The organism is Nonomuraea sp. MTCD27, assembly GCF_041950495.1.
Taxonomy (GTDB): Bacteria; Actinomycetota; Actinomycetes; order Streptosporangiales; family Streptosporangiaceae; genus Nonomuraea.
In genome coordinates this window covers 180685-203823 of sequence record NZ_JBGNUW010000019.1, presented here as the reverse complement: position 1 = coordinate 203823, position 23139 = coordinate 180685, and the positions used below count along the sequence as shown (strand labels likewise).

Annotated in this window: 23 protein-coding genes; 15 read left to right on the top strand and 8 right to left on the bottom strand. The window is 72.4% G+C overall.

The window, feature by feature from the left end; translation table 11 throughout:
* The first annotated feature begins 59 nt into the window (after window positions 1-59).
* From ACBJ59_RS44370 to ACBJ59_RS44345, 6 genes are all read left to right on the top strand, one after another.
* The gene (locus tag ACBJ59_RS44370; RefSeq protein ID WP_375116115.1) at window positions 60-1214 is read left to right on the top strand and encodes an ABC transporter substrate-binding protein; all 1155 of its coding nucleotides are present in this window, start codon (window positions 60-62) and stop codon (window positions 1212-1214) included.
* The gene (locus ACBJ59_RS44365) at window positions 1211-2035 is read left to right on the top strand and encodes an ABC transporter permease (protein WP_375116114.1); all 825 of its coding nucleotides are present in this window, start codon (window positions 1211-1213) and stop codon (window positions 2033-2035) included. The genes ACBJ59_RS44370 and ACBJ59_RS44365 overlap by 4 nt, the downstream gene beginning before the upstream one ends.
* Window positions 2023-2871 carry an ABC transporter permease subunit gene (locus ACBJ59_RS44360; RefSeq protein WP_364136824.1) on the top strand — a complete coding sequence of 283 codons (849 nt, stop codon included), beginning with the start codon at window positions 2023-2025 and terminating at the stop codon, window positions 2869-2871. Before ACBJ59_RS44365 ends, ACBJ59_RS44360 begins: the two co-directional genes overlap by 13 nt.
* On the top strand, window positions 2868-3941 hold the full coding sequence (locus ACBJ59_RS44355) for an ABC transporter ATP-binding protein (RefSeq protein WP_375116113.1): 1074 nt from the start codon (window positions 2868-2870) through the stop codon (window positions 3939-3941). The genes ACBJ59_RS44360 and ACBJ59_RS44355 overlap by 4 nt, the downstream gene beginning before the upstream one ends.
* Window positions 3931-4521, top strand: coding sequence for an HAD family hydrolase (locus ACBJ59_RS44350; protein ID WP_375116112.1), 591 nt, complete (start codon window positions 3931-3933; stop codon window positions 4519-4521). Before ACBJ59_RS44355 ends, ACBJ59_RS44350 begins: the two co-directional genes overlap by 11 nt.
* A gap of 75 nt (window positions 4522-4596) precedes the next feature.
* Window positions 4597-6222 (top strand): serine/threonine-protein kinase, encoded by a 1626-nt coding sequence (locus tag ACBJ59_RS44345; RefSeq protein ID WP_375116111.1) that lies wholly within the window; start codon window positions 4597-4599, stop codon window positions 6220-6222.
* A gap of 116 nt (window positions 6223-6338) precedes the next feature.
* Here ACBJ59_RS44345 and ACBJ59_RS44340 read toward each other — a convergent pair whose 3' ends face one another.
* Window positions 6339-6887, bottom strand: a complete 549-nt coding sequence (locus tag ACBJ59_RS44340; protein ID WP_375116110.1) for a TetR/AcrR family transcriptional regulator — start codon at window positions 6885-6887, stop codon at window positions 6339-6341.
* A gap of 175 nt (window positions 6888-7062) precedes the next feature.
* Here ACBJ59_RS44340 and ACBJ59_RS44335 point away from each other — a divergent pair, with 175 nt between their 5' ends.
* The 4 genes from ACBJ59_RS44335 (at window position 7063) to ACBJ59_RS44320 (ending at window position 11807) form a co-directional block, all read left to right on the top strand.
* The gene (locus ACBJ59_RS44335) at window positions 7063-8799 is read left to right on the top strand and encodes an ATP-binding cassette domain-containing protein (RefSeq protein ID WP_375116208.1); all 1737 of its coding nucleotides are present in this window, start codon (window positions 7063-7065) and stop codon (window positions 8797-8799) included.
* A gap of 242 nt (window positions 8800-9041) precedes the next feature.
* Entirely contained in the window at window positions 9042-9905 is an 864-nt protein-coding gene (locus tag ACBJ59_RS44330) for a virginiamycin B lyase (protein ID WP_375116109.1), read from the top strand.
* Window positions 9906-10236: 331 nt separating this feature from the next.
* Window positions 10237-11184, top strand: a complete 948-nt coding sequence (locus tag ACBJ59_RS44325) for a quinone oxidoreductase (RefSeq protein WP_375116108.1) — start codon at window positions 10237-10239, stop codon at window positions 11182-11184.
* Between the two features lie 5 nt (window positions 11185-11189).
* Window positions 11190-11807 (top strand): LysE family translocator, encoded by a 618-nt coding sequence (locus tag ACBJ59_RS44320; RefSeq protein WP_375116107.1) that lies wholly within the window; start codon window positions 11190-11192, stop codon window positions 11805-11807.
* Window positions 11808-11821: 14 nt separating this feature from the next.
* On the opposite strand, the gene ACBJ59_RS44315 is transcribed toward ACBJ59_RS44320, so the two are convergent.
* From ACBJ59_RS44315 to ACBJ59_RS44305, 3 genes are read right to left on the bottom strand one after another with little or no spacing between them, the layout of a single operon-like run.
* Window positions 11822-12865 (bottom strand): PucR family transcriptional regulator, encoded by a 1044-nt coding sequence (locus tag ACBJ59_RS44315; RefSeq protein ID WP_375116106.1) that lies wholly within the window; start codon window positions 12863-12865, stop codon window positions 11822-11824.
* Window positions 12865-13656 (bottom strand): ABC transporter permease subunit, encoded by a 792-nt coding sequence (locus ACBJ59_RS44310; RefSeq protein ID WP_375116105.1) that lies wholly within the window; start codon window positions 13654-13656, stop codon window positions 12865-12867. Before ACBJ59_RS44310 ends, ACBJ59_RS44315 begins: the two co-directional genes overlap by 1 nt.
* Entirely contained in the window at window positions 13634-14542 is a 909-nt protein-coding gene (locus ACBJ59_RS44305; RefSeq protein ID WP_375116104.1) for an ATP-binding cassette domain-containing protein, read from the bottom strand. Before ACBJ59_RS44305 ends, ACBJ59_RS44310 begins: the two co-directional genes overlap by 23 nt.
* Window positions 14543-14662: 120 nt before the next feature.
* Here ACBJ59_RS44305 and ACBJ59_RS44300 point away from each other — a divergent pair, with 120 nt between their 5' ends.
* Window positions 14663-15475, top strand: a complete 813-nt coding sequence (locus ACBJ59_RS44300) for a patatin-like phospholipase family protein (protein WP_375116103.1) — start codon at window positions 14663-14665, stop codon at window positions 15473-15475.
* Between the two features lie 28 nt (window positions 15476-15503).
* Window positions 15504-16508: a 1-acyl-sn-glycerol-3-phosphate acyltransferase gene (locus tag ACBJ59_RS44295; RefSeq protein WP_375116102.1), complete on the top strand. Its 1005-nt coding sequence runs from the start codon at window positions 15504-15506 to the stop codon at window positions 16506-16508.
* 33 nt (window positions 16509-16541) lie between these two features.
* Here the strand turns inward: ACBJ59_RS44295 and ACBJ59_RS44290 are convergent, their stop codons facing one another.
* Window positions 16542-18032 carry a cobyric acid synthase gene (locus ACBJ59_RS44290; RefSeq protein ID WP_375116101.1) on the bottom strand — a complete coding sequence of 497 codons (1491 nt, stop codon included), beginning with the start codon at window positions 18030-18032 and terminating at the stop codon, window positions 16542-16544.
* 135 nt (window positions 18033-18167) lie between these two features.
* Here ACBJ59_RS44290 and ACBJ59_RS44285 point away from each other — a divergent pair, with 135 nt between their 5' ends.
* Window positions 18168-19481, top strand: coding sequence for an MFS transporter (locus tag ACBJ59_RS44285; RefSeq protein ID WP_375116100.1), 1314 nt, complete (start codon window positions 18168-18170; stop codon window positions 19479-19481).
* Window positions 19482-19583: 102 nt separating this feature from the next.
* Here the strand turns inward: ACBJ59_RS44285 and ACBJ59_RS44280 are convergent, their stop codons facing one another.
* Together ACBJ59_RS44280 and ACBJ59_RS44275 are read right to left on the bottom strand one after the other, a co-directional pair.
* Window positions 19584-19877, bottom strand: coding sequence for an antitoxin (locus ACBJ59_RS44280; RefSeq protein ID WP_375116099.1), 294 nt, complete (start codon window positions 19875-19877; stop codon window positions 19584-19586).
* A gap of 35 nt (window positions 19878-19912) precedes the next feature.
* On the bottom strand, window positions 19913-20224 hold the full coding sequence (locus ACBJ59_RS44275) for a hypothetical protein (protein ID WP_375116098.1): 312 nt from the start codon (window positions 20222-20224) through the stop codon (window positions 19913-19915).
* A 96-nt stretch (window positions 20225-20320) separates the two neighbouring features.
* Between ACBJ59_RS44275 and ACBJ59_RS44270 the strand changes: the two genes are divergently transcribed.
* Both ACBJ59_RS44270 and ACBJ59_RS44265 read left to right on the top strand, forming a co-directional pair.
* Entirely contained in the window at window positions 20321-21019 is a 699-nt protein-coding gene (locus ACBJ59_RS44270) for an SDR family oxidoreductase (RefSeq protein ID WP_375116097.1), read from the top strand.
* Window positions 21020-21052: 33 nt separating this feature from the next.
* On the top strand, window positions 21053-22003 hold the full coding sequence (locus tag ACBJ59_RS44265; protein WP_375116096.1) for a MerR family transcriptional regulator: 951 nt from the start codon (window positions 21053-21055) through the stop codon (window positions 22001-22003).
* Between the two features lie 115 nt (window positions 22004-22118).
* On the opposite strand, the gene ACBJ59_RS44260 is transcribed toward ACBJ59_RS44265, so the two are convergent.
* Window positions 22119-22997, bottom strand: a complete 879-nt coding sequence (locus ACBJ59_RS44260; RefSeq protein ID WP_375116095.1) for an NAD-dependent epimerase/dehydratase family protein — start codon at window positions 22995-22997, stop codon at window positions 22119-22121.
* Between the last annotated feature and the right edge of the window lie 142 nt (window positions 22998-23139).

Below are 23139 nucleotides of genomic sequence, written 5' to 3'. Positions count from 1 at the left end.
CGCTTGTTTGTACAAGTTCCCCTACGTTCGTGCCACACCCCCTGGAAATTGGAGGCGTCGTGCTCACATCTCGCGCCCGTGCGACCGGCGTGGTCGCAGTCCTTACCGTAGTCACCGCGGCGTGCGGCGCCGCTCCCGGCACCCAGCAGACCACCCAGGCCTCGCAAGGCGGTGTGAACGCCGCCACCGCCACCTCCGCCGCCGATTTCGGCGGATTCGACAAGCTCGTCGAGGCGGCCAAGAAGGAGGGCAACCTGCACGTCATCGCCCTCCCGCCGGACTGGGCCAACTATGGCGAGATCATCGAGAAGTTCCAGGCCAAGTACGGCATCAAGATCGAGAGCGAGACCCCCGACGCGGCCAGCGCCGACGAGATCAACGCCGTGAAGACCCGCAAGGGCCAGGACCGCGCCCCCGACGTGCTGGACCTGGGCCAGTCGTTCGCGATCAGCGGCGCCGCCGAAGGGCTGTTCGCGCCGTACAAGGTGCAGACCTTCGACAAGATCCCCGAGGGCCAGAAGGAGGCGACCGGGCTCTGGGTCAACGACTACGGCGGCTACGTGTCCATCGGCTGCGACGCCAAGCAGATCAAGGTCTGCCCGACGAGCTTCGCCGACCTGCTCAAGCCCGAGTACAAGGGCCAGGTCGCGATGAACGGCAACCCGACCAAGTCGGGCTCGGCCTTCGCCGGCGTGTACGCGGCCTCCATCGCCAGCGGCGGCTCCTTCGACGACATCCAGCCCGGCATCGACTTCTTCAAGAAGCTCAAGGAGGCCGGCAACTACAACCCGGTCGAGACCACGCCCGCGACCATCGAGAAGGGCGAGACCAAGATCAGCATCGACTGGGACTACAACAACGCCGCCTACGCGCCCCAGATGGCCGCCAAGGGCCTCGACTGGAAGGTGAACGTCCCCACCGACGGCAAGTACTTCCAGATGTACGCCCAGGCGATCAACAAGGACGCCCCGCACCCGGCCGCCGCCCGGCTCTGGCAGGAGTACCTCTACAGCGCCGAGGGCCAGAACCTCTTCCTCAAGGGCTTCGCCCGCCCCGTCCTGCTGCCCGCGATGACCACCGACGGCACCGTGGACCAGGCGCTGGCCGACAAGCTGCCCGCGGTCGAGGGCGAGCCCACGTTCCCGACGACCGAGCAGGTGGACACGGCCAAGGCCAAGCTGGCCAGCGGCTGGGACGCCGCGATCTCGGGATGACCCGCTCCCGTTCGAGGGGCTGGCTCGGCGCGCTGCCGCTGCTGGCGTTCTTCGCGCTCGTGTTCGGCATCCCCGCCGTGGCGCTGGTGGCCGGAGCGTTCACGGCGCAGGGGCGGCCGAGCCTGTCCAACCTGTCACAGAGCCTGCAGGGCGGTTACCTCACCGCCATGGCCGGCAGCGTCAAGCTGTCGGCCGTGGTGGCGCTGCTGGGGGCCGTCCTGGGCACCTTCCTCGCCCACGCCGTCGTGACCTCGCGCAGCACGCTGCTGCGCGAGTCCGTGCTGACCGCGTCCGGCGTGCTGGCCAACTTCGGCGGGGTGCCGCTGGCGTTCTTCTGGATCGCCACGCTCGGCAACTCCGGCGTGATCAGCGGCCTGCTGGGGCTGCCCTCCGGCTCCCTGTACACGTTCTGGGGGCTGGTCATCGTCTACCTGTACTTCTCGGTCCCGCTGATGGTGCTGGCCATGGCCCCGGCGCTGGACGGGCTGCGCCCGCAGTGGCGCGAGGCGGCGGCCAACAGCGGGGCCACCACCTGGCACTACTGGCGCTTCGTCGCGCTGCCGGTGCTGGCCCCGGCCATGCTGGGCGGGGTCGTGCTGCTGTTCGGCTCGTCCTTCTCCGCGTACGCGACCGCGAACGCCATGGTCGGCACCGTCGTCCCGCTCGTCACCCTGAAGATCGCCAGCGCGCTGACCGGCGACGTGCTGGTCGGCTACGAGAACATCGCGCTGGCACTCAGCCTGGACATGATCGTGGTGGCCGGGCTGGTGATGGCGATCTACCTGCCGCTGCAGAGGAGGACCTCCCGATGGCTGCACTGACCGGTCTGGAGGGGGTCTCCGGCGCCGCTCCCCGTCGCCCGCCGCGGGCGTGGCGCGGCGCGGTGTTCCTGCTGGCCGCCGTGTACTTCCTGGTCCCCCTGTGCACCTCGCTCTGGTACACGATCTACACGCCGACCTCCGGGGTGTCGTTCTCGGCGTACGGCGAGCTGTTCACGGCCGAGGGCTTCGTCCGCTCGCTGTCGCTCTCCCTCGGGCTGGCCGTCGCCACGATCGCGCTGGTGCTGCTGCTGGCACTGCCCGCGATGCTGGCCGTGCGGCTGTTCGCGCCCCGGCTGCGGCCGGTCATGGAGGTGCTCTGCACCTTGCCGCTGGTCGTGCCGCCGATCACGTTCGTGGCCGGGATCGGCACGTCGCTGCGCAACGGGACCGAGGTGCTGGCGCCGACGCCGTTCTGGGCCACGCTGATCGCGGTGCAGGATCCGGCGTTCCCCGTGGTGCTGGTGCTGGCGTACGTGGTGCTGGTGCTGCCGTTCGTGTACCGGTCGCTGGACGCCGGGCTGCGCACGATGGACGTGCGGACGCTGGTGGAGGCGGCCCGCAACCTGGGAGCCTCCTGGCCGTACGTGCTGGTGCGGGTGATCGTGCCCAACCTGCGCTCGGCCCTGGCCAGCGCGTCGTTCCTGACGCTGGCCCTCGTGCTGGGCGAGTACACCGTGGCCAGCCTGCTCGGGTACGAGCCGTTCGCGGTGTGGATCGTGACCGTCTCGGGCTCCAAGGGACAGCTGTCGGTCGCGGTGTCGATCCTCAGCCTGCTGCTCATCTGGCTGCTGCTGCTCGGAGTGTCCACCATCTTTGGCAAGGAGAAGGGGAAATGACCGCATCGGTGGAGTTCCGTGCCCTGCGGCGGGAGTTCGGGAAGACGGTCGCGCTGGACGGCCTCGACCTGATCGTCGCCCCCGGGGAGTTCGTCGCCCTGCTGGGCCCCTCGGGCTGCGGCAAGACGACGGCGCTGCGCTGCGTGGCCGGGTTCGAGCGGCCGGACTCGGGGGCGGTGCTGGTGGACGGCAAGGACGTCACGAACGTCCCGGCCAACAAGCGGGACGCGGGCATGGTCTTCCAGTCCTACTCCCTCTTCCCCAACCTGAACGCCCGCGACAACGTCGCCTTCGGCCTGCGCGTCCGCAAGGTGCCGGTGGCCACCAGGCGGGCGAAGGCGGACGAGCTGCTCGAACTCGTCGGCTTGCCCACGCACGCCGACCGCTACCCGCACCAGCTCTCCGGCGGCCAGCAGCAGCGCGTCGCGCTGGCCCGCGCGCTCGCCCTGGAGCCGAGCGTCCTGCTGCTGGACGAGCCGCTGTCGGCACTGGACGCCAAGGTACGCGTGACGCTGCGCGAGGAGATCCGCCGCATCCAGCTCGACCTGGGCATCACCACCATCTTCGTCACGCACGACCAGGAGGAGGCCCTGTCGATCGCCGACCGGGTGGCGGTGCTGCGGGACGGGCGGCTCGAACAGGTCGGTGCGCCCGCCGAGGTGTACGACCGTCCGGCCACGCCCTTCGTCGCCGAGTTCGTCGGCACCATGAACCACCTGGCCGGGCGGGTGTCCGGGGACCAGGTGACGGTGCTCGGCCAGCTCCTCCCGGTGGACGGTCCCATTCCTGAGGATCCGTCCGTGGACGTGCTGATCCGTCCGGAGGCGGTGCAGGTCGTACCGTCCGAGGACGGGCCCGCCGAGGTGCTGGCCGCCTCGTTCCGCGGCTCCTCCGTCCGGCTCAGGCTGGCGGTGGAGGGCGGGGAGGTGCTCGCGGACGTGCCGGGACACGAGGCGATCCGGCTCGGGCCGGGCACACGCGTCACGGTGCGGCTGGTGGAGCGGCCCGTCCTGGTGGCCGCCCGCACGGTCACCGTCCCCGTGCCGGTCGTGCCCGCCGATGCGGTCTGACCTGCCCGAGGCCGTCCTGCTAGACCTGGACGGCACGCTGGTGGACACCGAGGGCCTCTGGTGGCAGGCGGTCGCCGCCGTCGCCGGATCCCTCGGCCGCCGCCTGTCCCCCGCCGACGCCCCGTACGTACACGGCCGCACGATCGAGGACGTGGCCGGCTTCCTCGGTGAGCCGGAGCTCACCGGACGGCTCACCGACGCCTTCGCCGACCGCGTCGTACGGGACCTGACGGTCATGCCGGGGGCGCGGCAGCTCCTGTCGGACCTGGCCGCCACCGCCATCCCCACCGCCCTGGTCAGCGCCTCTCCCCGGAGCATCGTGGAGCTGGCGCTGCCGCGGCTGGGGCACGCGTTCGACCTGGTGATCGCGAACGAGGACACGGAGCGGGGCAAGCCGTGGCCGGACCCGTACCTGGAGGCGGCCCGGCGGCTCGGCGCGACACCCTCACGCTGCGTGGCCGTCGAGGACAGCCCGACCGGGATCGCGGCGGCCACGGCGGCGGGGTGCCGGGTGCTGGTGGTGTCGCAGGAGAGCGGGCTGCCGTCGTTGGATCGCCTGCGCGGGTCCTTCCCGCCCTGATCGTTACCCTCGGTGTACGCGTGTCCGTGCGCGAGGCCTGCGGCGGGAAGGCTTGTGTCGGTAAGCTAGCGCGCCGTGAGCGGTGAAACCTCCCACATCGGGCGCTACAGGCTGCTTAGTGTGCTGGGGCGGGGCGGGATGGGCACGGTCCATCTGGCCGAGGATCCTGCTGGGCAACGGGTCGCCGTCAAGGTGATCAACCCGGAGCTCAGCCAGCACGAGCAGTTCCGCATGCGGTTCCGCAGGGAGGCGGACGCGGCGCAGCGGGTCCGCAGGTTCTGCACGGCCGCCGTGATCGAGGCCGCGCTCGACGGCGACCAGCTCTACGTCGTCACCGAATACGTGCCCGGCCCCAACCTCGACGAGGCCGTACTCCAGTCCGGGCCCCTGCGCGGGTCCAGCCTCGACGCGCTGGCCGTCAGCGTGGCCACCGCGCTCACCGCCATCCACGGGGCCGGGGTCGTGCACAGGGATCTCAAGCCGTCGAACGTGCTGCTGTCGCCCGTCGGCCCCCGGGTGATCGACTTCGGCATCGCGCGGGCTCTCGACACGCTCGGCGGCGTCACGAGCACCGGCGAGATCGTCGGCACGCCCCGCTACATGGCCCCCGAGGTACTGCGGGGCGACCCGGTGTCCCCGGCCTGCGACGTGTTCTCGTGGGGCTGCCTGGTGGCGTTCGCGGCCAGCGGGCGGGCGCCGTTCGGCGGGGGCACGCTGCCGTCGATCGTCTACCAGGTGCTCAACACCGAGCCGAACCTCGACGCCGTCGAACCCGGCCTGCGCGAGCTGGTCGCCGCCGCCCTGCACAAGGACCCGGCCATGCGGCCCACCGCACAGCAGCTGCTCGACCACCTCGTCGGGCGGGAAGCGGCGCCGGAGCAGGCGGCCCGGACCGTGAGCGTGGCCTGGCAGCAGTCCACGCTCCCCTACACGCCCGCTCCGCCCGCGAAGCCGGGGCGGGGCAAGCTGTACACGGGTCTCGCGGGGGCCGCGGCCGTCCTGGTGGCAGGGGGCGTGACCGCGTGGGCCGTGCTGGCCCCCGGCGGACCGCCCGACGACCTGAGCGTCCTCTACCGGGAGGACTTCACGCAGACCACCGGCGGCTGGAACGGCGTGTACGACCCTGAGGAGACCACGAGCTACGGATACCGGACCGACGGGACCTACGGGCTGGACGTGGAGGAAGGGTACGAGGAGCGGTGGGCGAAGGCCCCTCTCCCCTTCCTGGTCACCACGCCGACGGCCACGCCCGGCCCGTCGGCCAGCCCCACGCCGATGTTGCCCTCGTCCGTCGTCGTCGCCGTCACCGCCGAGGTCAAGAGGTCCGTCGGCACCGGCGAATACGGCATTTACTGCCACAACTCCGATGACGACGACACCTACTACGAGTTCGGGCTGGACACGACCGGCAAGGCCCGGATCCGGCGCATCCTCGACGGGGCTGGGGGCACGCTGGCCGCTCCCGTACAGGTGGACGGCCTGCCGGGCGGCAAGACCCGGATCGTGGCGTCGTGCGAGCAGGCCGGGAGCACCGTGCGGCTGACGATGTGGGTGAACGACGAGCAGGTGCAGCAGGTGGAGGATCCGAACGGGATCGGCAACGGGACCCTCGGGTTGTTCGCGCGTACGCCGAAGGACGGCAAGTCGCTGCTGAAGACCACGTTCGACGACTTCGAGCTGCGCGGCCAGAAGGAGCCCTGACCGCCCCGTCCGGGCCGCCGAGGGCTCCCGTCCTGGCGGTCAGGGGCTCCCGTCCTGGCCGGCAAGAGTTCCCGTCCGGGGCTGTCGAAGGCTCCCTTCCGCGCCGCCGCCGAGGGCTACAGGACTCCGGCGCGGGCCGCGGCCAGGGCCGCGTCGGCGGCGCGGTCGGCGTCGCGCTCGGTCACCGGCTCGTGCGCGACGAACAGCCGGTAGTAGACAGGCGCGACCGCCACCCTGATCACCTCCCTGACGTCCACGACGTCGGGCAGCTCACCCCGCTCGACCGCCCGCCGGACCACCTCCGCCGACTGCTCGTGCCGGGCCACGAAGAACTCGTGCAGCGCCCGCGCGGCGGCGGGATTCTGTACGGCGGCCGCCACGAACGCCGACGACACCGGCCCCAGCTCGGGATCGGCGAACCCGCTGCGTACGAGCTGGACGATGCCCCGCAGATCACCCTCGATCGAGCCGGTGTCCGGAATGGGCCACGGCTCGTCCCTGGCCAGCTCCAGCGCGTCGGAGATCAGCCCTTCGACACCGCCCCAGCGCCGGTAGACGGTCGTCTTGTGCACGCCCGACCGCTCGGCGACGCCCTCCACCGTCAGGCCCGGGTAGCCGTGCTCGACCAGCTCGGCGAGCGTGGCCTGGCGCACGGCGTCACGCACCCGCGCGCTTCGTCCTCCGGGGCGCTTGCTGGTCTCCAATTACTACTCCAGTTGCGTTAGCCGTCTCCGCATGGCATTCTAACGCTACAACAGTAGCGATTGGAGTTCCATCCTGATCCACCTCCGCGGGGTTTCCAAGTCATACGGCGAGCGGGCCGTCCTCACCGACGTGTCCATGTCCGTGGGGCCGGGCGAGCGCGCCGGCATCGTCGGCGAGAACGGCTCGGGCAAGTCCACGCTCCTGCGCCTGCTGGCCGGGGTCGAGCGGCCCGACGACGGCGAGGTGCGCGTGACCGGCGACCTCGACCTCGGCTACCTCGGGCAGACTCTCGGGCTGCCGCCCGGCCACACGGTCCAGCAGGCCGTTGACGCCGCGCTGGCCGATCTGCGCGCCATGGAGCGCAGGATGCGCGAGCTGGAGTCGGCGCTCAGCGAGTCGGCGCCCACTGAGTCGGCGCCCACCGACGAGGCGATGGACGAATACGGGGAGCTGCTCACGGCGTACGAGCTGCGGGGCGGCTACGAGGCCGACGCGCGCGTGGACAAGGCGTTCCACGGCCTGGGGCTGGCCCACGTGGGCCGCGACCGGCGGCTGTCGAGCCTGTCGGGCGGGGAGCAGGCGCGGCTGGGCCTGGCGTGCGTGCTGGCCGCCGGGCCGCGCGTCCTGCTGCTCGACGAGCCGACCAACCACCTCGACGAGCCGGCGCTGGCCTGGCTCGAAGAGCGCCTGCGCGAGCACCGGGGCACGGTGGCCGTGGTCTCGCACGACCGCGTCTTCCTCGACCGGGTCGCCACGGCCGTCCTCGAGGTCGAGCACGGCACCGTGACCCGCTTCGGCGGCGGCTACCCGGGCTTCCTCGCGGCCAAGGCGGCGGCCAGGGCGCGCTGGGAGCAGGCGTACGCGGCGTGGCGCGAGGAGGTGCGGCAGGTGCGCGAATACGCGGCCACCACCGCGCACCGGGTGGCCGCGGGGCGGCTGATGCGCGACAACAACAAGATGGCCTACGACCGCAATGCCGGCCGGGTGCAGAGCTCGGTGGCGGGCCGCGTCCGCAACGCCCACGAACGGCTCCGCCGCCTGGAGTCCGACCCGGTCCCGCGCCCTCCTGACCCGCTACGCTTCCGCGGCACGTTCGGCACCGCCGCCCCGGCCGACCACCTCCCGGCCGCCCCTCCGCCCACGACCCAGTACGCCCCCAGGCGATCGGCCCCGGACACCACCACGGGATCGGCCCCGGACACCACCGACCAGCCCGCCCGCGGTGGGGCCGAGCAGACCGCCGGGGAGACGGGCGCGCAGGCGGCCGAGGAGACCGGCACGCGGGCGGCCCGAGGCGGGGCCGAGGAGGTCCGTGGCCGGGCCGAGGAGGCGGGTCCTCGCGTGCTCGTGGAGTTGCGCGACGTCCGGGTCGGTGACCGGCTGCGGGTCGAGGCGCTGACGATCAGGGCGGGCGACCGGTTGCTGGTTCGCGGGGTCAACGGCGCGGGCAAGTCCACGCTCCTGCGCACCCTGGCGGAGCGGGCCGAGGGCAGGGTGGGTTACCTGCCGCAGGAGGTGAGCTTCGATCCGGGCCAGAGCGTGCTGGAGGCGTACGGCGTGGGTTATGCGGACGAGCGCAGGGCCGCGCTGCTGAGCACCGGGCTGTTCCGGCCGAACACCCTCGACCAGCGGGTGGGCACGCTGTCGGTCGGGCAGCAGCGCAGACTGGCCCTGGCCAGGCTGCTGGCCGGGGAACACGACCTGCTGCTGCTCGACGAGCCGACGAACCACCTGTCGCCGGTGCTGGCCGAGGAGCTGGAGCAGGCCCTCGACGCCTACCGGGGCGCGCTCGTCGTGGTGTCCCACGACCGCGCCCTCGTCCGACGCTTCCGTGGTACCGCGATCGAGGTGGAGAAGGGGCGCGTACGTTGACCCAGCCGCTGATCAAGCCCGCTACGCCCCTCACCGACCGAGACGCCGACCGGCCCGACCGGCCCGACCGGCGCCAACCGGCGTCAACCGGCCAGGACTTCGGCAGCCGTGAGCAACCGGCCGCCACCGGCCAGGATTCCGGCCCGACAGCAACCGACGCCCACGGGCCGAGGCTCCGGCCGACAGCCACCGGCACTTGCAAGCAGGACGACCAAGCTTCTCGGGGGAAACATATGTTGACCATGATCAAAGACGGCGCGCCGTACGGCATCGCCACCGCGCCGGACGGGGCGCTGTGGTTCACGCTCGTCCACCAAGGGCGGGTGGGGAGGTTGGTGCCCGGTGAGGAGCCTGTCATCCACCAGCTCGACCCGGCCGACGGGTTGCCCACGGTGATCGCGCCCGGGCCCGACGGAGCCATGTGGTTCACCGAGTGTAAGGGTGGACGGGTCAGCCGCATCACCACTGACGGGCGGCGCACCGTACACGAGGTGAGCTCTCCGTACGGGATCGCGGCGGGGCCCGACGGGGCGATGTGGTTCACCGAGATGGAGCCCGGCAGGATCGGCCGGATCGGCGCCGACGGGGCGTTGACCGAGTTCGACGTGCCGGTGGAGGGTGGCATGCCGTCGTTCATCACGGCGGGTCCCGACGACGCCCTCTGGTTCACCCTCAACCAGGGCAACGCCATCGGCCGCATCTCGTTGGCGGGCGAGGTGAGCGTTCATCCGCTTCCCACGGAGGGGGCCGCCCCGGTGGGGATCACTCTGGGCCCGGACCAGGCCCTGTGGTTCGTGGAGATCGGGGCGGGCCAGGTGGGGCGGATCGACACGTCCGGGGCCATCACCGAGCACCCGCTTCCCGACCGCGCCGCCCGTCCCCATGCGATCACCGCCGGTCCGGACGGCGCGCTCTGGTTCACGGAGTGGGCCGCCGACCGGATCGGCCGCATCACCACCGACGGGGTGATCGAGGAGTTGCCGCTTCCTGGGCTGCCGGGGGAAGGTGACGGCGGGCGGAAGGCCGAGCCGCACGGGCTGACCGTGGGGCCGGACCGTGCCGTATGGGTGGCCCTGGAAGCGGGCGCTCTGGCCCGGCTGGGCTGACCGGGCGGCGAGGCGGCTTCGGAAGCGGCCTGCCTTTCCGCCTCAGCCGGCCCCGCACGGCCGATCACGGGCCCACCCGGCCGAACGGCCTGTCCCCGCCTCGCCTGGCCGCACGGCCTGTCACGGGCGCACTCAGTAGAGCGGCCTGTCACCACCTCACCCGGCCGCACGGTCTGTCACGGCCTCGCCCGGCTGGGCGGTCTGGCGTGGTCCGCGGCGGACGGGGCGTCATGAGGCTTTCGGCGGCTCGGCCCCGTCGCGGTTCTCAAGTGATGGGTGGAACGCCCGACCCGGGTGGCATCGTCTGGTGGTGGCGGAGTTGACTAGGGGCATGCATGCCATCATCGTCTCCGCCCAGGGCGGCCCCGAGGTTCTGGAATACGTCGAGCATCCCGATCCGACTCCCGGTGACGGGGAGATCGTGGTCGACGTCGCCGCCAGTGGCGTCAACTTCATCGACATCTACCACCGCTCCGGCGCGTACCCGCTCAACCTGCCCACCTCCATCGGCTCCGAGGGCGCGGGGACGGTGTCGGCGGTCGGGGCCGGGGTGCGGGACGTCTCGGTGGGGGACACCGTCGCGTGGGCCAACGTCCTCGGGAGCTACGCCGAGAAGGCCGTGATCCCGGCCGGCAGGGCGGTGCCGGTGCCGGAGGGGGTGTCCGCCGAGGTGGCGGCGGCGGCGATGTTGCAGGGCATGACGGCCCACTACCTGACCCACTCCACGCACGAGGTCAAGGAGGGCGACCAGGTTCTCGTCCACGCGGGCGCGGGCGGGATGGGGCAGCTGCTGATCCAGCTGGCCAAGCTCAAGGGCGCCAAGGTGTACGCCACGGTCTCCACCGGTGAGAAGGAGAAGCTGGCCCGGGAGGCGGGGGCCGACGAGGTGCTGGGGTACGACGGCTTCGCCGAGGCGCTGCGCGGCAAGATCGACGTGGTGTACGACGGCGTCGGCAAGGCCACGTTCGACGGCGGCCTGGAGGTGCTCCGCCCGCGCGGCCTCATGGCCCTGTACGGCGCCGCCAGCGGCCCGGTGCCCCCGTTCGACCCCCAGACGCTCAACAAGAAGGGCTCGCTCTTCCTCACCAGGCCCACGCTCATCCACTACATCGCCGAGCGCGAGGAGCTGCTGCAACGCGCCTCCGACCTGTTCGGCTGGATCGCGGCCGGGCAGCTCCGGATCAACGTCTCGCACCGCTACCCGCTGGCGGACGCGCGGCAGGCCCACGAGGACCTGGCGGCCCGTCGTACGACCGGAAAGCTGCTTCTCATACCCTGACGTTCATGGACATCGCAGGATCGATCTGGTCGTTCGCCGCCGTGGTCGCGCTGCTCACCCTGACTCCCGGCCTCGACACGGCCCTCATCCTGCGAACGTCCCTCCTGGCCGGGCGGCGGCCCGCCTGGGGTGTGACGCTGGGCATCCAGGCGGGCACGCTGACCTGGGGCGTGCTCACCGCGGCCGGGCTGTCGGCGCTCCTGGCGGCCTCCGAGCTGGCCTACGACGTCCTGCGCTGGGCCGGGGCCGCCTATCTGGTGTGGATGGGCCTGCGCATGCTCATGACCAAGGCCGAGGCGCAGGACATGCCGGAGCGGCAGGAGGTCCGGTTCTGGAAGGGGTTCCGGCGCGGGCTGGTCACGAACCTGCTCAACCCCAAGGTGGGGGCCTTCTACGTGGCCATGCTGCCGAACTTCATCCCCCCGGAGGCGCCGCACGCGCTGATGGGGCTGGCGCTGGCCGGGGTGCACGTGGTGGAGGGGCTGGTGTGGAGCGCGGTGCTGATCGGGTTCGCGTCGCTGATGAGCGGGGTGCTGCGCTCGGCCCGGGTACGGCGGTTCCTCGATCGGCTGACCGGGGTCGTGATCGTCGGGTTCGGCGTACGCCTCGCGGTGAGCGACTGACGGACCGGCTGGCTTCAGCGGGCGAACCCGGCCGGCCAGCCGAGGAGGCGGGCGCCCAGGACGGCTGTCTCCAGGGTGAAGCGCTGTGTCGGGTCGTCCGGGGAGAAGCCGGTCAGGCGGCGGATGCGTTCCAGCCGGTACGTCACCGCCCGCGGGCTCAGCCCCAGCCGCCGCGCGGCCGCCGTCTGGTTGCCGTGCGAGGCGAAGACGGCCTCCAGCGTCTCCAGCAGCGGCTCGTGCCCGCCCCGTGCCTCCAGCAGCGGGTTCAGGACGCTGGTCACGAGATCCTCGATGGCGTTCCTGTCGCGCAGCAGCACGGGGAAGACCAGCAGGTCGGCGGCCTTGACCACGTCGATCCGCAGGCCGAGCCCGTCGGCCAGCTCCAGGGCCTGCGCCGCCTCCCGGTACGACGCCACCACGCCGCCCGGCCCCCGCTGCGCCCGGCCCACGCCCACGCGCCAGCCGGGCGGGAAGCGGGCGCGTACGTGGTGGGTGAACTCCCCCACGGCGACGGGCAGCGTCGCCGGGGCCACGCACACCAGGAGCCCGTCGCGTACGGCCACGAGCACGTTGTGCGAGCCGAACCGGGCGATCAGGTCCCGCTCGATCCGGTCCTGGTCGCCGTCGCCCATGCCGCGGGCCACCGCCACCACGTACGACTCCGCCAGCCGCAGCCCGAAGTGCTCGGCCCGCTCGGCCAGCCGCTCGGCCCGCCCCTGGAGCAGGTCGTCCACGAACTCCCTGCGCGCGTCCTCCTCGCGGCGGAGGGCCGCGAGCTGCGCCTGCCCGTACCCCTCCATCAGCGCCGAGACCGCCTTGCGCAGCGCGGGCAGCACCGCGGGCAGCCCCTCGCCGGCGGCGAGCGCGGCGTCCACGAGGGACCGCAGCGGTACGCCCAGCTCGGCGGCCCTGGTGCCGGCGGCGCGGTAGGCGTCCATCGCCACCCGGTCCGGTAAGCGGCCCGTCGCCGCGTGGGCGGCCAGCCGCTCCCGATGCCCGGCCAGCAGGCCGGCGAGCAAGCCCGCCGGCAGGTCGGCGGGCAGGTCGGAGATCGCCATCAGACTCCTACGTCACGCCTGTCGAAGGCGAGCACCGCGGTGAGCGCGAGCACGGCCGTCGCCCCCGCCAGGACAAGGTAGTCCCCCACCGGCAGCCCCTCGTAGAGCGGCCTGCCCTCGGTGTAGTAGTGGAACGGCGAGAGCCACTTCAGCCAGGCGATGGCGTCGATGTTCCGCCCGATCGTGACGACCACGTACCCGGCCACCGCCCACACCCCCACCACGGCCGAGGCGACCAGCCGACGTCCCGTGGCGGCGCCGACGGCCAGCGCCACGGTGCCGAACAGCAGCCCCAGCAGGAACACCCCGGTGTGCGCGGCCAGGATCCGGTCGAACGCCACCCCCATCTCCACCGACACGGTGATCGCCCACGTCAGGAGCAGGGTCACGAAGGCCACCGCGAGCAGCGACACCACCAGGGCCGCGAACCGCTCCAGCACCAGCCGCCGCCGGTCCACCGGCAGGGTGACGAGCAGCTCCAGCGTGCCGGTCTCCTCCGGCTGCGCGATCGCCCGGTTGGCCAGCAGCGTGCCGCACACGATGAACAGCATGGGGACGAAGATCTGGTAGACGACCGACTGGAGGTAACCGGGGCCGGAGACGAAGTCCGTCATGCCGCCCATGAGGTCGCGCAGCGGGCCGGGGAACTTGTCCGTCCCGACCTGGCCGTAGGTCTCGGGGTCCTGCTTGACGGTCGCGTACGCGCTCAGGTAGATCGCCATGAAGACGCTGATGCCGGCGGTCCACCAGATGAGCGCCCGCCGGTTGTCACGCAGACTCTTGGCGATCATCGTGCCGCTCCTCGCTGTAGTAGGTCAGGAAGATCTCCTCCAGGTCCGGCTCCGCGCTGACCAGGTGCACCACCGTGAACTTCGCCGCCGCCTTGACCAGCGCGTCCGGCCGGCCGTCGATCGTGCACCGCACGCTGGCGCCCTCCACCCGCAGGTCGCGGACGCCGGGCAGCCCCTCGAAGGCCGTGCGCGGCACGGGGGCGTCGAAGTGCAGCTCGATCCGGCGCACCGCCTTCTCGCGCAGCGCCGCCACGTCCTCGACGGCCACCAGGCGGCCGTCGCGGACGATGCCGACCCGGTCGGAGACGACCTCCACCTCGGCGAGCACGTGCGAGGACATGAGCACGGTGCGCCCGGCCTTGCGCACCTCCCGCAGCAGGGCCAGGAACTCCTGCTGCACCAGCGGGTCGAGCCCGCCCGTGGGCTCGTCCAGGATGAGGAACTCCGGTTCGTGCATGAACGCCTGGATCAGCCCGACCTTCTGCCTGTTGCCCTTGGAGAGCTTGCGCATCTGCACCGACAGGTCGGCCTCGAACCGCTCCGCCAGCGCGTCGATGCGGGTCTCCGGCACGCCGCCGCGTACCCTGCCGAGGAAGCGCAGGTAGTCCCTGGCCCGCTCGCGGCCCTCGAGTGCGAGCTCGCCGGGCAGGTAGCCGATCCTGGAGCGGATCGCGGGCTCGCGCGGGTCGGCGCCGAGCACCCGTACCGAGCCGCGGGTGGGCCTGATCACGTCGAGGAGGAGCCGGATCGTGGTGGTCTTGCCGGCGCCGTTCGGCCCGAGGTAGCCGAAGATCTCGCCCGGCTGGATCTCGAGCGTGAGATCCTCCAGGCCACGGCGTTTGCCGTAATACTTGGTCAGCCCTTCGGCCTGCACCACTGCTGTCATAACCGAATCGTCCCGCTCGCCGGGCCCGTGCGTCATCGGGCGGATCCGGCAGCTTGTTTCGCGCTTCGTTTCCGGGACACGGCAAGAACTTCCGGGAAAGGTCCAGAGGGGTGGTGCCGGGTGGAGACCGCGTTCGTGCTCGGTGGGGGCGGCGTGCTCGGCGCGCACGAGGTCGGCATGCTGCGCGCGCTCGACGAGGCAGGGATCCGGCCCGACCTGGTGGTGGGCACGTCCGTCGGGGCGCTGAACGGGGCGGTCATCGCCGCCGGTCCCGCCGAGGCGGTCGGCAGGCTGACGACCTTGTGGCGGTCCGATGTCGTACGTACGGCGTTCGCCGGTTCCTGGGTGTCCCGGCTGTCCACACTGGCCAGGACGCGCACCCATCTGCACCCGATCGGCCCGCTGCGGGAGGTTCTGAGCGAGACCGTGCGGGTTTCCCGGATCGAGGAGCTGGAGGTCCCGTTCCAGTGCGTGGCGGCCTCGGTCGAGCGGGCGGCGGCGCACTGGTTCACCGGCGGGCCGCTGGTGGAGGCGGTGCTGGCCTCGTGCGCGGTGCCCGGGCTGCTGCCGCCCGTCGTGATCGGCGGTGAACACTTCTTCGACGGCGGCCTGGTGCACAGCATCCCGATCGGGCGGGCGGTGCTGCTCGGGGCCAGGCGCGTGTACGTCCTGCACGTCGGCCGGATCGAGCGCCCGCTGGCGCCGCCCCGGCGGTTCTGGGAGGTGGGCATGGTGGCGTTCGAGATCGCCCGCCGGCACCGCTTCGCCGAGGACCTGGCCACGCTGCCGCCGGGGGTGGAGGTGCACGTGCTGCCGGCCGGGGTGACCGAGGCGCTCTCGCCGCTGCGCTATCGCGACGTGTCGCAGATCTCGGCCTGCATCGACCGCGCCTACCAGGCGTCTTCGCGCTATTTGCGGAGCAGGGGAGCATGATGAAAGTAAGTCCTTGAGGGAGGCCGCGTTGCTTCCACCGCGTATTCTGCGCCGGCTCGTCCTGGCTCCGCTGGTCATCGTGGTGACCGCGTTCATGCTGGTGACGCTGCCGTTCTGGCTCGTCGTCACGGCGGCGGCGTCCCTCCGGCTGCCACCGCCGCAGCGCAGGGGGCTGCGGTTCGTCTGGTTCGGGGTGGCGTGGCTGACGCTGGAGTCGGCGGTGCTGATCGCGTGCCTGTGGTTGTGGGTGGCGGGCGGAACCCGGCGCCAGGAGCGGCACTACGAGCTGGTCAGGTGGTTCCTGTCGAAGGTGTACGCGGCGGCGGTGCGGATCTTCCGGCTGGCCATGGACATCGAGGAGCCGGAGCCGACGGAGGAGGAGCGGGCCGCCCGGCTGGCCCGGCCGATCATCGTGCTGTCGCGGCACGCGGGTCCGGGCGACTCCTTCTTGCTGATCTATCACCTCCTGGCGCGCTACCGGCGGCGGCCCCGCATCGTCATGAAGGCCGCCCTCCAGTACGATCCCTCGCTCGACGTGATCATCAACCGGCTGCCGAACGCGTTCGTGCCGCGGAAGGCCGGGCACCGGCGCATCATCGACGAGATCCACCACCTGGCCGCGACCATGGACGACCGGGACGCCCTGGTGATCTTCCCCGAGGGCGGGAACTTCACCCCGCGCCGCCGCCGGCTGGCGATCAGGCGGCTGGAGGAGAAGGGGCTGGCCGAGGAGGCCGAGCGGGCGCGCGGCCTGGACCACCTGCTGCCGCCCCGCCCGAACGGCGCCATCACGGCCATCGAGGCGTGCCCGTCGGCGGACGTCATCTTCGTCGCGCACACCGGGCTCGACGACCTGATCACGCTGGGGGACGTCTGGCGCAAGCTGCCCTTCAGCGCGCACATCACCGCGAAGTGGTGGCGCGTCCCCGCCGACGAGGTGCCCCAGGCGCGGGAGGACCGGATCCGCTGGCTGTACGACCACTGGGAGCAGATCGACGCCTGGATCAGTGCCCAGCGCATGGCCAGGACCTGAGGCTCAGGCGCCCGGGGCCCGGATGCCGGGTGCTCAGGCGGCCGGGGCGCCCGGTGGGAGCGTCGGGAGGCCCTCGGGCGGGCCGTGCTCAATGAGGCGGAGCAGGGCGTCCGTGTCGAGGTGCCGCTCGACCAGGTCCCCGAGCGCGTCGAGCCGCTCCTCCCGCAGCCGGGCGAAGTCGGTGGCGGGATCGGGTACGAAGTCACGCCCCGCCCGCCCGGCCACGTCGGCCAGGAAGGCCCGCCGGAACCCGTCGTTCTCCAGGGCGCCGTGCCAGGTCGTGCCCCAGACGTTCCCGGCCCGGCAGCCGTCCAGGAACGGCTCGCCCCCTTCCACCGTCGCCATCCCGTGGTGGATCTCGTACGCCCGCACCGGCTCCCCGTACGCCGCCCCCTCGGGCCTGCCCAGCCGCTTCTCCCGCCCGAACTCGACCCGCACCGGCAACATGCCCAGCCCCTCGACCCGCCCGGCCCCCGACTCGACCTCGTCCACGATCTCCCGCCCCAGCATCTGGAACCCGCCACAAACACCCAGGACAGGCCCTCGACGCGCGCGGACGGCCGCCGCCAGGCCGGTCTCCCGCAGCCAGGCCAGGTCGCTGACCGTGGCCCGCGAGCCGGGCAGCACCACCAGGTCGGCGTCGTCCAGCTCCACCGGATCGCTAGCGAACCGCACCACCACGCCCGGCTCGGCGGCCAGCGCGTCGACGTCGGTGAAGTTCGAGATCCTGGGCAGCCGCACGACCGCCACCCGCAGGGTCTGCCTGCCGTACGGCGGGCGTACGGCGACGCGGCGGCTGTCGAGGGCCAGGGAGTCCTCGACGTCCAGCCAGAGCCCGTCGAGCCAGGGCAGCACGCCGTACACCTCCCGCCCGGTCAGCCGGCGCAGCATGTCGAGCCCGGGCTCCAGCAGCTCCTTCGCGCCGCGGAACTTGTTCACCACGAAGCCGGCGAGGTGGGACTGGTCGGCGGCGTCCAGGAGGCCCACCGTGCCGTAGAAGGCGGCGAACACCCCTCCCCTGTCGATGTCGCCGACCACGATGACGGGCAGGTTCGCGGCCGTGGCCAGGCCCATGTTGGCGATGTCGCCGCGGCGCAGGTTGATCTCGGCGGGGCTGCCCGCGCCCTCGCACACCACCACGTCGTACTGCTTCCTGAGCCGCCCGAGCGCCTCCAGCGCCGAGGTGCGCAGCAGGTCCTTCAGCGCGCCGTACTCCATGGCGTCCACGTCGGCCACCGGCCGGCCCATGAGCACGACCTGGCTGCGGCGGTCGCTGCCCGGCTTGAGGAGGACCGGGTTCATGTCGGCGACGGGTTCGAGGCCGGCGGCCTGCGCCTGCATGGCCTGGGCCCGGCCGATCTCGGCGCCGTCGGCGGTGACGTACGAGTTGAGCGACATGTTCTGCGCCTTGAACGGCGCGACCCGGACCCCCTGTCGGGCCAGCCAGCGGCAGATCCCGGCCGTGACCACGCTCTTGCCCGCGTCTGACGTGGTCCCCGCGACCAGCAGTGCCCCCTTGACCATGCGATCACCGTACCGGAGGGGTGAGTCACGAAATTTCGCGGTAATCACCCATTTACGAACGCTGTGACTTCTGCCACTCTGGCTAGAACATTGCCCTAGAACTCAATTCTAGATTTCCCTACGGAAAGGGTGGGCATGGTCGGGACGTTCGGTTCGCCGCGTACAGGCACCATCGACGCGCAGTCCCGCGCGCCATTCGGCTGGGCACCCCTCGTGGTGCTCTTCATCGTCGGACTAGTGGACCGGATCGAGCACAACCTCCTATCAGGCGTGCTCCCGCTCATACAGAAGGAATGGGGCTTCAGCGACACCGCCGCCGGCTCCATCCCGACGGCCGCCGCCCTGGCCGCGGCCATCGTCTCCTTGCCCGCCGGATACCTGGCGGACCGCTTCAGCCGCACACGGATCATCGCGGTGGTCGTCTTCATCTGGGCGATCGCCACGCTGGGCTCCGGCCTGGCCACCGGCTTCGCGCTGTTCTACCTGATGCGCGTGGTGCTGGCGGCGGCCGAGAACATCGACAACCCGGCCGCGGGCAGCCTGCTCGCCGACTACTACCCGCCCGCCAGCCGGGCCAAGGCGTACGGGCTCACGCGCGTGACCACGTACCTGGGCGGCGTCGGCACCCTGCTCGGCGGCGTGCTGGCCCAGGCGTACGGGTGGCGCTCGGCGTTCCTCATCATGGTGATCCCCGGCCTGCTCACGGCGGTGCTCGTCTGGTTCCTGCGCGAGCCGCGGCGCGGCGAGCTGGACCGGCTGGTGGCCACCGGCGAGGCCGAGGTCAAGCCGGAGGCCGCGCCCAAGCCGCCCTTCTGGGCGCAGTTCCGCCAGGTGATCGTCATCCCGACGCTGGTCTTCGTCTGCATCGGCCTGGCCCTCCTCAGCCTCGGCCTGGCCGGCGTCTTCTACTGGATGCCCACGCTCATGGTGCGCGGCTTCGGCGTCGGCGTGGGCACGGCCGGCTCCCTCAGCGGCCTGATCACCATCGCCGGAACGCTCACCGGCACCCTGGTCGGCTCGTGGCTGGGCCGGAAGTGGCACGGCACCCGCAAGGGCGGCCGGCTGCTGGCGGGCGGCGGCGGCATCACGGCCGGCTCGCTGGTCCTGGCCGCCGCGCTGTCAATGGACTCGGTCGCCGCGCTGACGGTCCTGGTGCTGGTCGCGTGCTCGCTGATGTCGATCGCGATCCCCAACATGACGGCGTGCCTGGCGGACGTGGTGCCGGCCGCCTCGCGCGGCCTCGGCTTCGCCGTCCTGCAACTGCTCCTGACGTTCGGCGCCGCGTTCGGCTCGCTGGTCGTCGGCATCGCCTCGGACCAGTTCGGCTCGCTGCTGTCCGGCATGTACATCCTGGTGATCCCCATGATCGTGGGCGGCCTGCTCACACTCGGGGCCAGGGCGTCGTTCGAGCGGGACGCGAACAAGGTGCTGGAGGACGCGCGCCGCTGACCGTACGCGCGCGAGACAAGGTCACGCGGGACGCGTGCCGCTGACGGCACGCGGGAACGGTGCCGGTGGCGCTGCCACCGGCACTTTCCGCGCGCCATCGGCTCAGCCCTGCGGCGGCGTGCGCCGCTCGCGCTCCTCCTGCGTCTCAGGACGGGCCTGGGCAGGCGGCTGCTGGCCGGCCTGCTGACCGGGTTGCTGACCGGGTTGCTGGCCGGGCTGCCCGCCGCCGTAGCGGCGCTGCACGGCGTCCACGCCCTTGGTGATCTTGTCGTCGTACTTGTGCCCGGTGCGCTCCTTCACGATCTGCTCAGCGCGGTCCAGCACCTGGTCGGCCTGCTTGGAGTGCCCTCTGGCGAGGTTCTCGGCTTTCCTCAGCCACTCTGCGATGCGGCTCATGACCGTCTCCCCCTTCTTAGGACTACCTCCCGCCCCTACCCCTCCCACCTCGGATGATGTGCCACCAGGTCCCCCTCAGGACGCGGGCAGGACGTGCCCTCGTGGGCGGCCGCGGCGACCACGGCGATGATGGAGTCGAGCTTGTCGCGGGTCCGCACCAGGTCGCCGATCCGCCCGTCGATGCGCTCGCGCTCGGCCCGCAGCCGTTCGACCAACTCGGGCGCCACCTCGCGGGACCTCACGTAGGGCATCAACGGCACGATCGACCGGCTCGGCAGGCCCGCCGTGAGGAGGTGCGGCGCCCGCACGCTCACCCCGGTCCGCGCGGCCAGCTCACCGATGCGCATGAGTGATTCCCCTCACAACACTTGCCTCTGACGTCAACGTCAGGTTTTAGCGTAGCCACGTCCCACCTGAAACCTGTGACCTGCCAGGAGGCAGCCATGATGATCTCTGGTTCCGTCGCGCTCGTGACCGGCGCCAACCGCGGCATCGGCCGCCGCTTCGCCCAGCAACTGCTGGAGCGGGGCGCGAAGAAGGTGTACGCGACGGCGCGCAACCCCTCGCTCGTGGACCTCCCCGGAGTGGAGCCGCTGAAGCTGGACATCACCGACCCCGCGTCGGTGGCGGCGGTGGCCGCGGCCGCCCAGGACGTCACGCTCCTGGTCAACAACGCCGGCATCGCCACCTACACGAACCTGATCGGCGGCGACCTGGACAAGATCCGCCTCGAGATGGACACCCACTACTACGGCACGCTGAACATGGCCCGCGCGTTCGCCCCCGTCCTGGGCGCGAACGGCGGCGGCGCGATACTCAACGTGCTGTCGGCGCTGTCGTGGTTCTCCTACGACGGGGCCAACGCCTACAGCGCCGCGAAGGCCGCCGCGTGGAGCCTCACCAACGGCATCCGCCTGGAGCTGCGCGACCAGGGCACCCTGGTGACGGGCGTGCACCTGGGAGCCGCCGCCACCGACATGATGGCCGGTTACGAGGGCGACCTGCTCGATCCCGCGGACGTGGCCCGCGCCGCGCTCGACGGGGTCGAGTCGGACGCGTACGAGGTCGTCGTGGACGAGTGGAGCGCCACCGTCAAGGCGTCCCTGGCCGGCGACCCGCGCCTGTTCTACACGGCCCCTTGAGTCTCCACCGAGGGGAGACGCCAGAGTTGGGGCATGGACGGGGACACGCTCTACTCGATCGGTGACCTGGCCCGGCGCACCGGGCTGACGGTCAAGACCATCCGGTTCTACGCCGATCAGGGGATCGTGCCGCCCACCGGACGCAGCCCCGCCGGCTACCGCCTGTACGACGTCGCCGCCGTCGCCCGCCTCGACCTGGTGCGCACGCTGCGCGACCTCGGCCTGGACCTGCCCACGATCCGCGAGGTCGTGGACCGGGAGATCTCCCTGCCCGAGGTCGCCGCGGCGCACGCCGAGGCCCTGGAGGCGCAGATCCGCGCGCTGCGCCTGCGGCGCGCGGTGCTGCGGGCGGTGGCCAGGCGCGGCTCCACCCCTGAGGAGACGGAACTGATGCACAAGCTGGCCAAGCTGTCGGAGGACGAGCGCCACCGCCTGATCGGCGACTTCCTCGCCGCCGCGTTCGGCGACCTGGACGCCGACCCCGCCTTCGCGGGGATCATGCCCTCGATGACCCCCGAACTGCCGGACGACCCCGAGCCGGAGCAGGTGGAGGCGTGGGTCGAACTGGCCGAGCTGTCCCGCGACCCGGACTTCCGCGCCCGGTTCCGCCGCATGGCCGAACTCCAGGCCGCCGACCGGCGTGCCACCGACCGGCGGTCCGGTCCGGTGGTGCGGCCCGACCCCGCCGCGCTGACCCGCGACCTCGCCGCCCCCGCGCTGGCCGCCGGCCTCGACCCGGCCGCTCCCGAGGCCGGCCCGTACGTCACGTCGCTCACCACCCGCTACGCCCACGACCACGGCCTGGACCCGGACGACCCCGGCACGCTCCGCCGCCTGCTCGCCCGGCTGGAGGCGGCCGACGACCCCCGCAGGGAGCGGTACGTGCGCCTGCTGGCCGTGATCAACGGCTGGTCGCCCCCGGAGAGCCTGACCCCGGCGCTCGGCTGGTTCACCGAGGCCCTGCGCACCCGCCTGCCCGGTTAGCCCGGCCTCCCGCGCGGTCGGGTACGCGTGCTGGGGCCGTTCCCGCACCGGCTGGGCGCGCCGATGGCAGCCCTGGGCAAGGTGGCCCGCGTACCTCGGATCCGGCTCCCTGAGATCAGCCGCCCGCGCCGAATCCGGTCCGCCACGTGGGGTGCAGCGGCGCCCAGCCGCGCGAGCGGGCCAGGGCGTTGCCGGCGCCGCGCTGCCAGCCCAGGCGCCCGGAGGCGGGGGCGGGCGCCGGCACGCCCGCGGCGGCGGCCAGCACGGGCAGCCACTCACGGGCGGGCGCGGGCTCGTCGTCCACGACGTTGACCGGCCCGGCCGGCCAGTCGAGCGCGGCGACGGTGGCCAGGGCGGCGTCCTGGACGTGCACGAACGACGACACCGCGTCGTTCGCGACCAGGCCGCTGAGGAACACCGACGCCGGATCGTCCGTGCGCCCGCGCAGCACGTCGGCCGCCGGACCGTCGGGCCGGTACCAGGTGCCGGGGCCGTAGAAGAGGCCGTACCGCAGGATCACGTGCCGGTCGAGGCCCGCGACGGCCCGTTCGAGTGCGGTGATCCCGGCGATCGTGGTGGCCCGCGGCTCGGGCGCCCCCTCGTCCAGGGGGGTGGACTCGGTGGCGGGGCCGTCGCCCGGCTCGTACGCCCAGGCGATGGACTGGGCCACGATGCGCGGGACGGCGGCCTGGAGGGCGGCGTCCACCAGGTTGCGGGTGCCGATCCGGCGGATGCGCCCGTTGTCGGCCGGGCTGCCGCCGCTCAGGGCGGTGAGCTGGTGGATGATCGCGTCGGGCGCGGCGGCGGCGACCGCCCGCTTGACGGCCCCGGCGTCGAAGACGTCGAGGCGCACGCCGTCGGCCCCCTGGGCGCGCAGCAGGGCGAGCCCGGACTCCGTACGGGTGCTGCCGGTGACCTCGTGACCGGCCGCCACGAGCGCCGGGACGAGGTAGCGGCCGATGGCGCCCGTGGCGCCCGCGACGAAGACACGCATGTGATCTCTCCTGTTCATTCCGGAAGAGGCCGGCGGTCGCCGAGCCGGACCGCCGCGCCGATCGCGCACGGCACGACGCCGGTGACGGGCCTCCGCGTCCGGAGATCAACGTTCATGCAGCCACGTTATGGGCGAATCATCC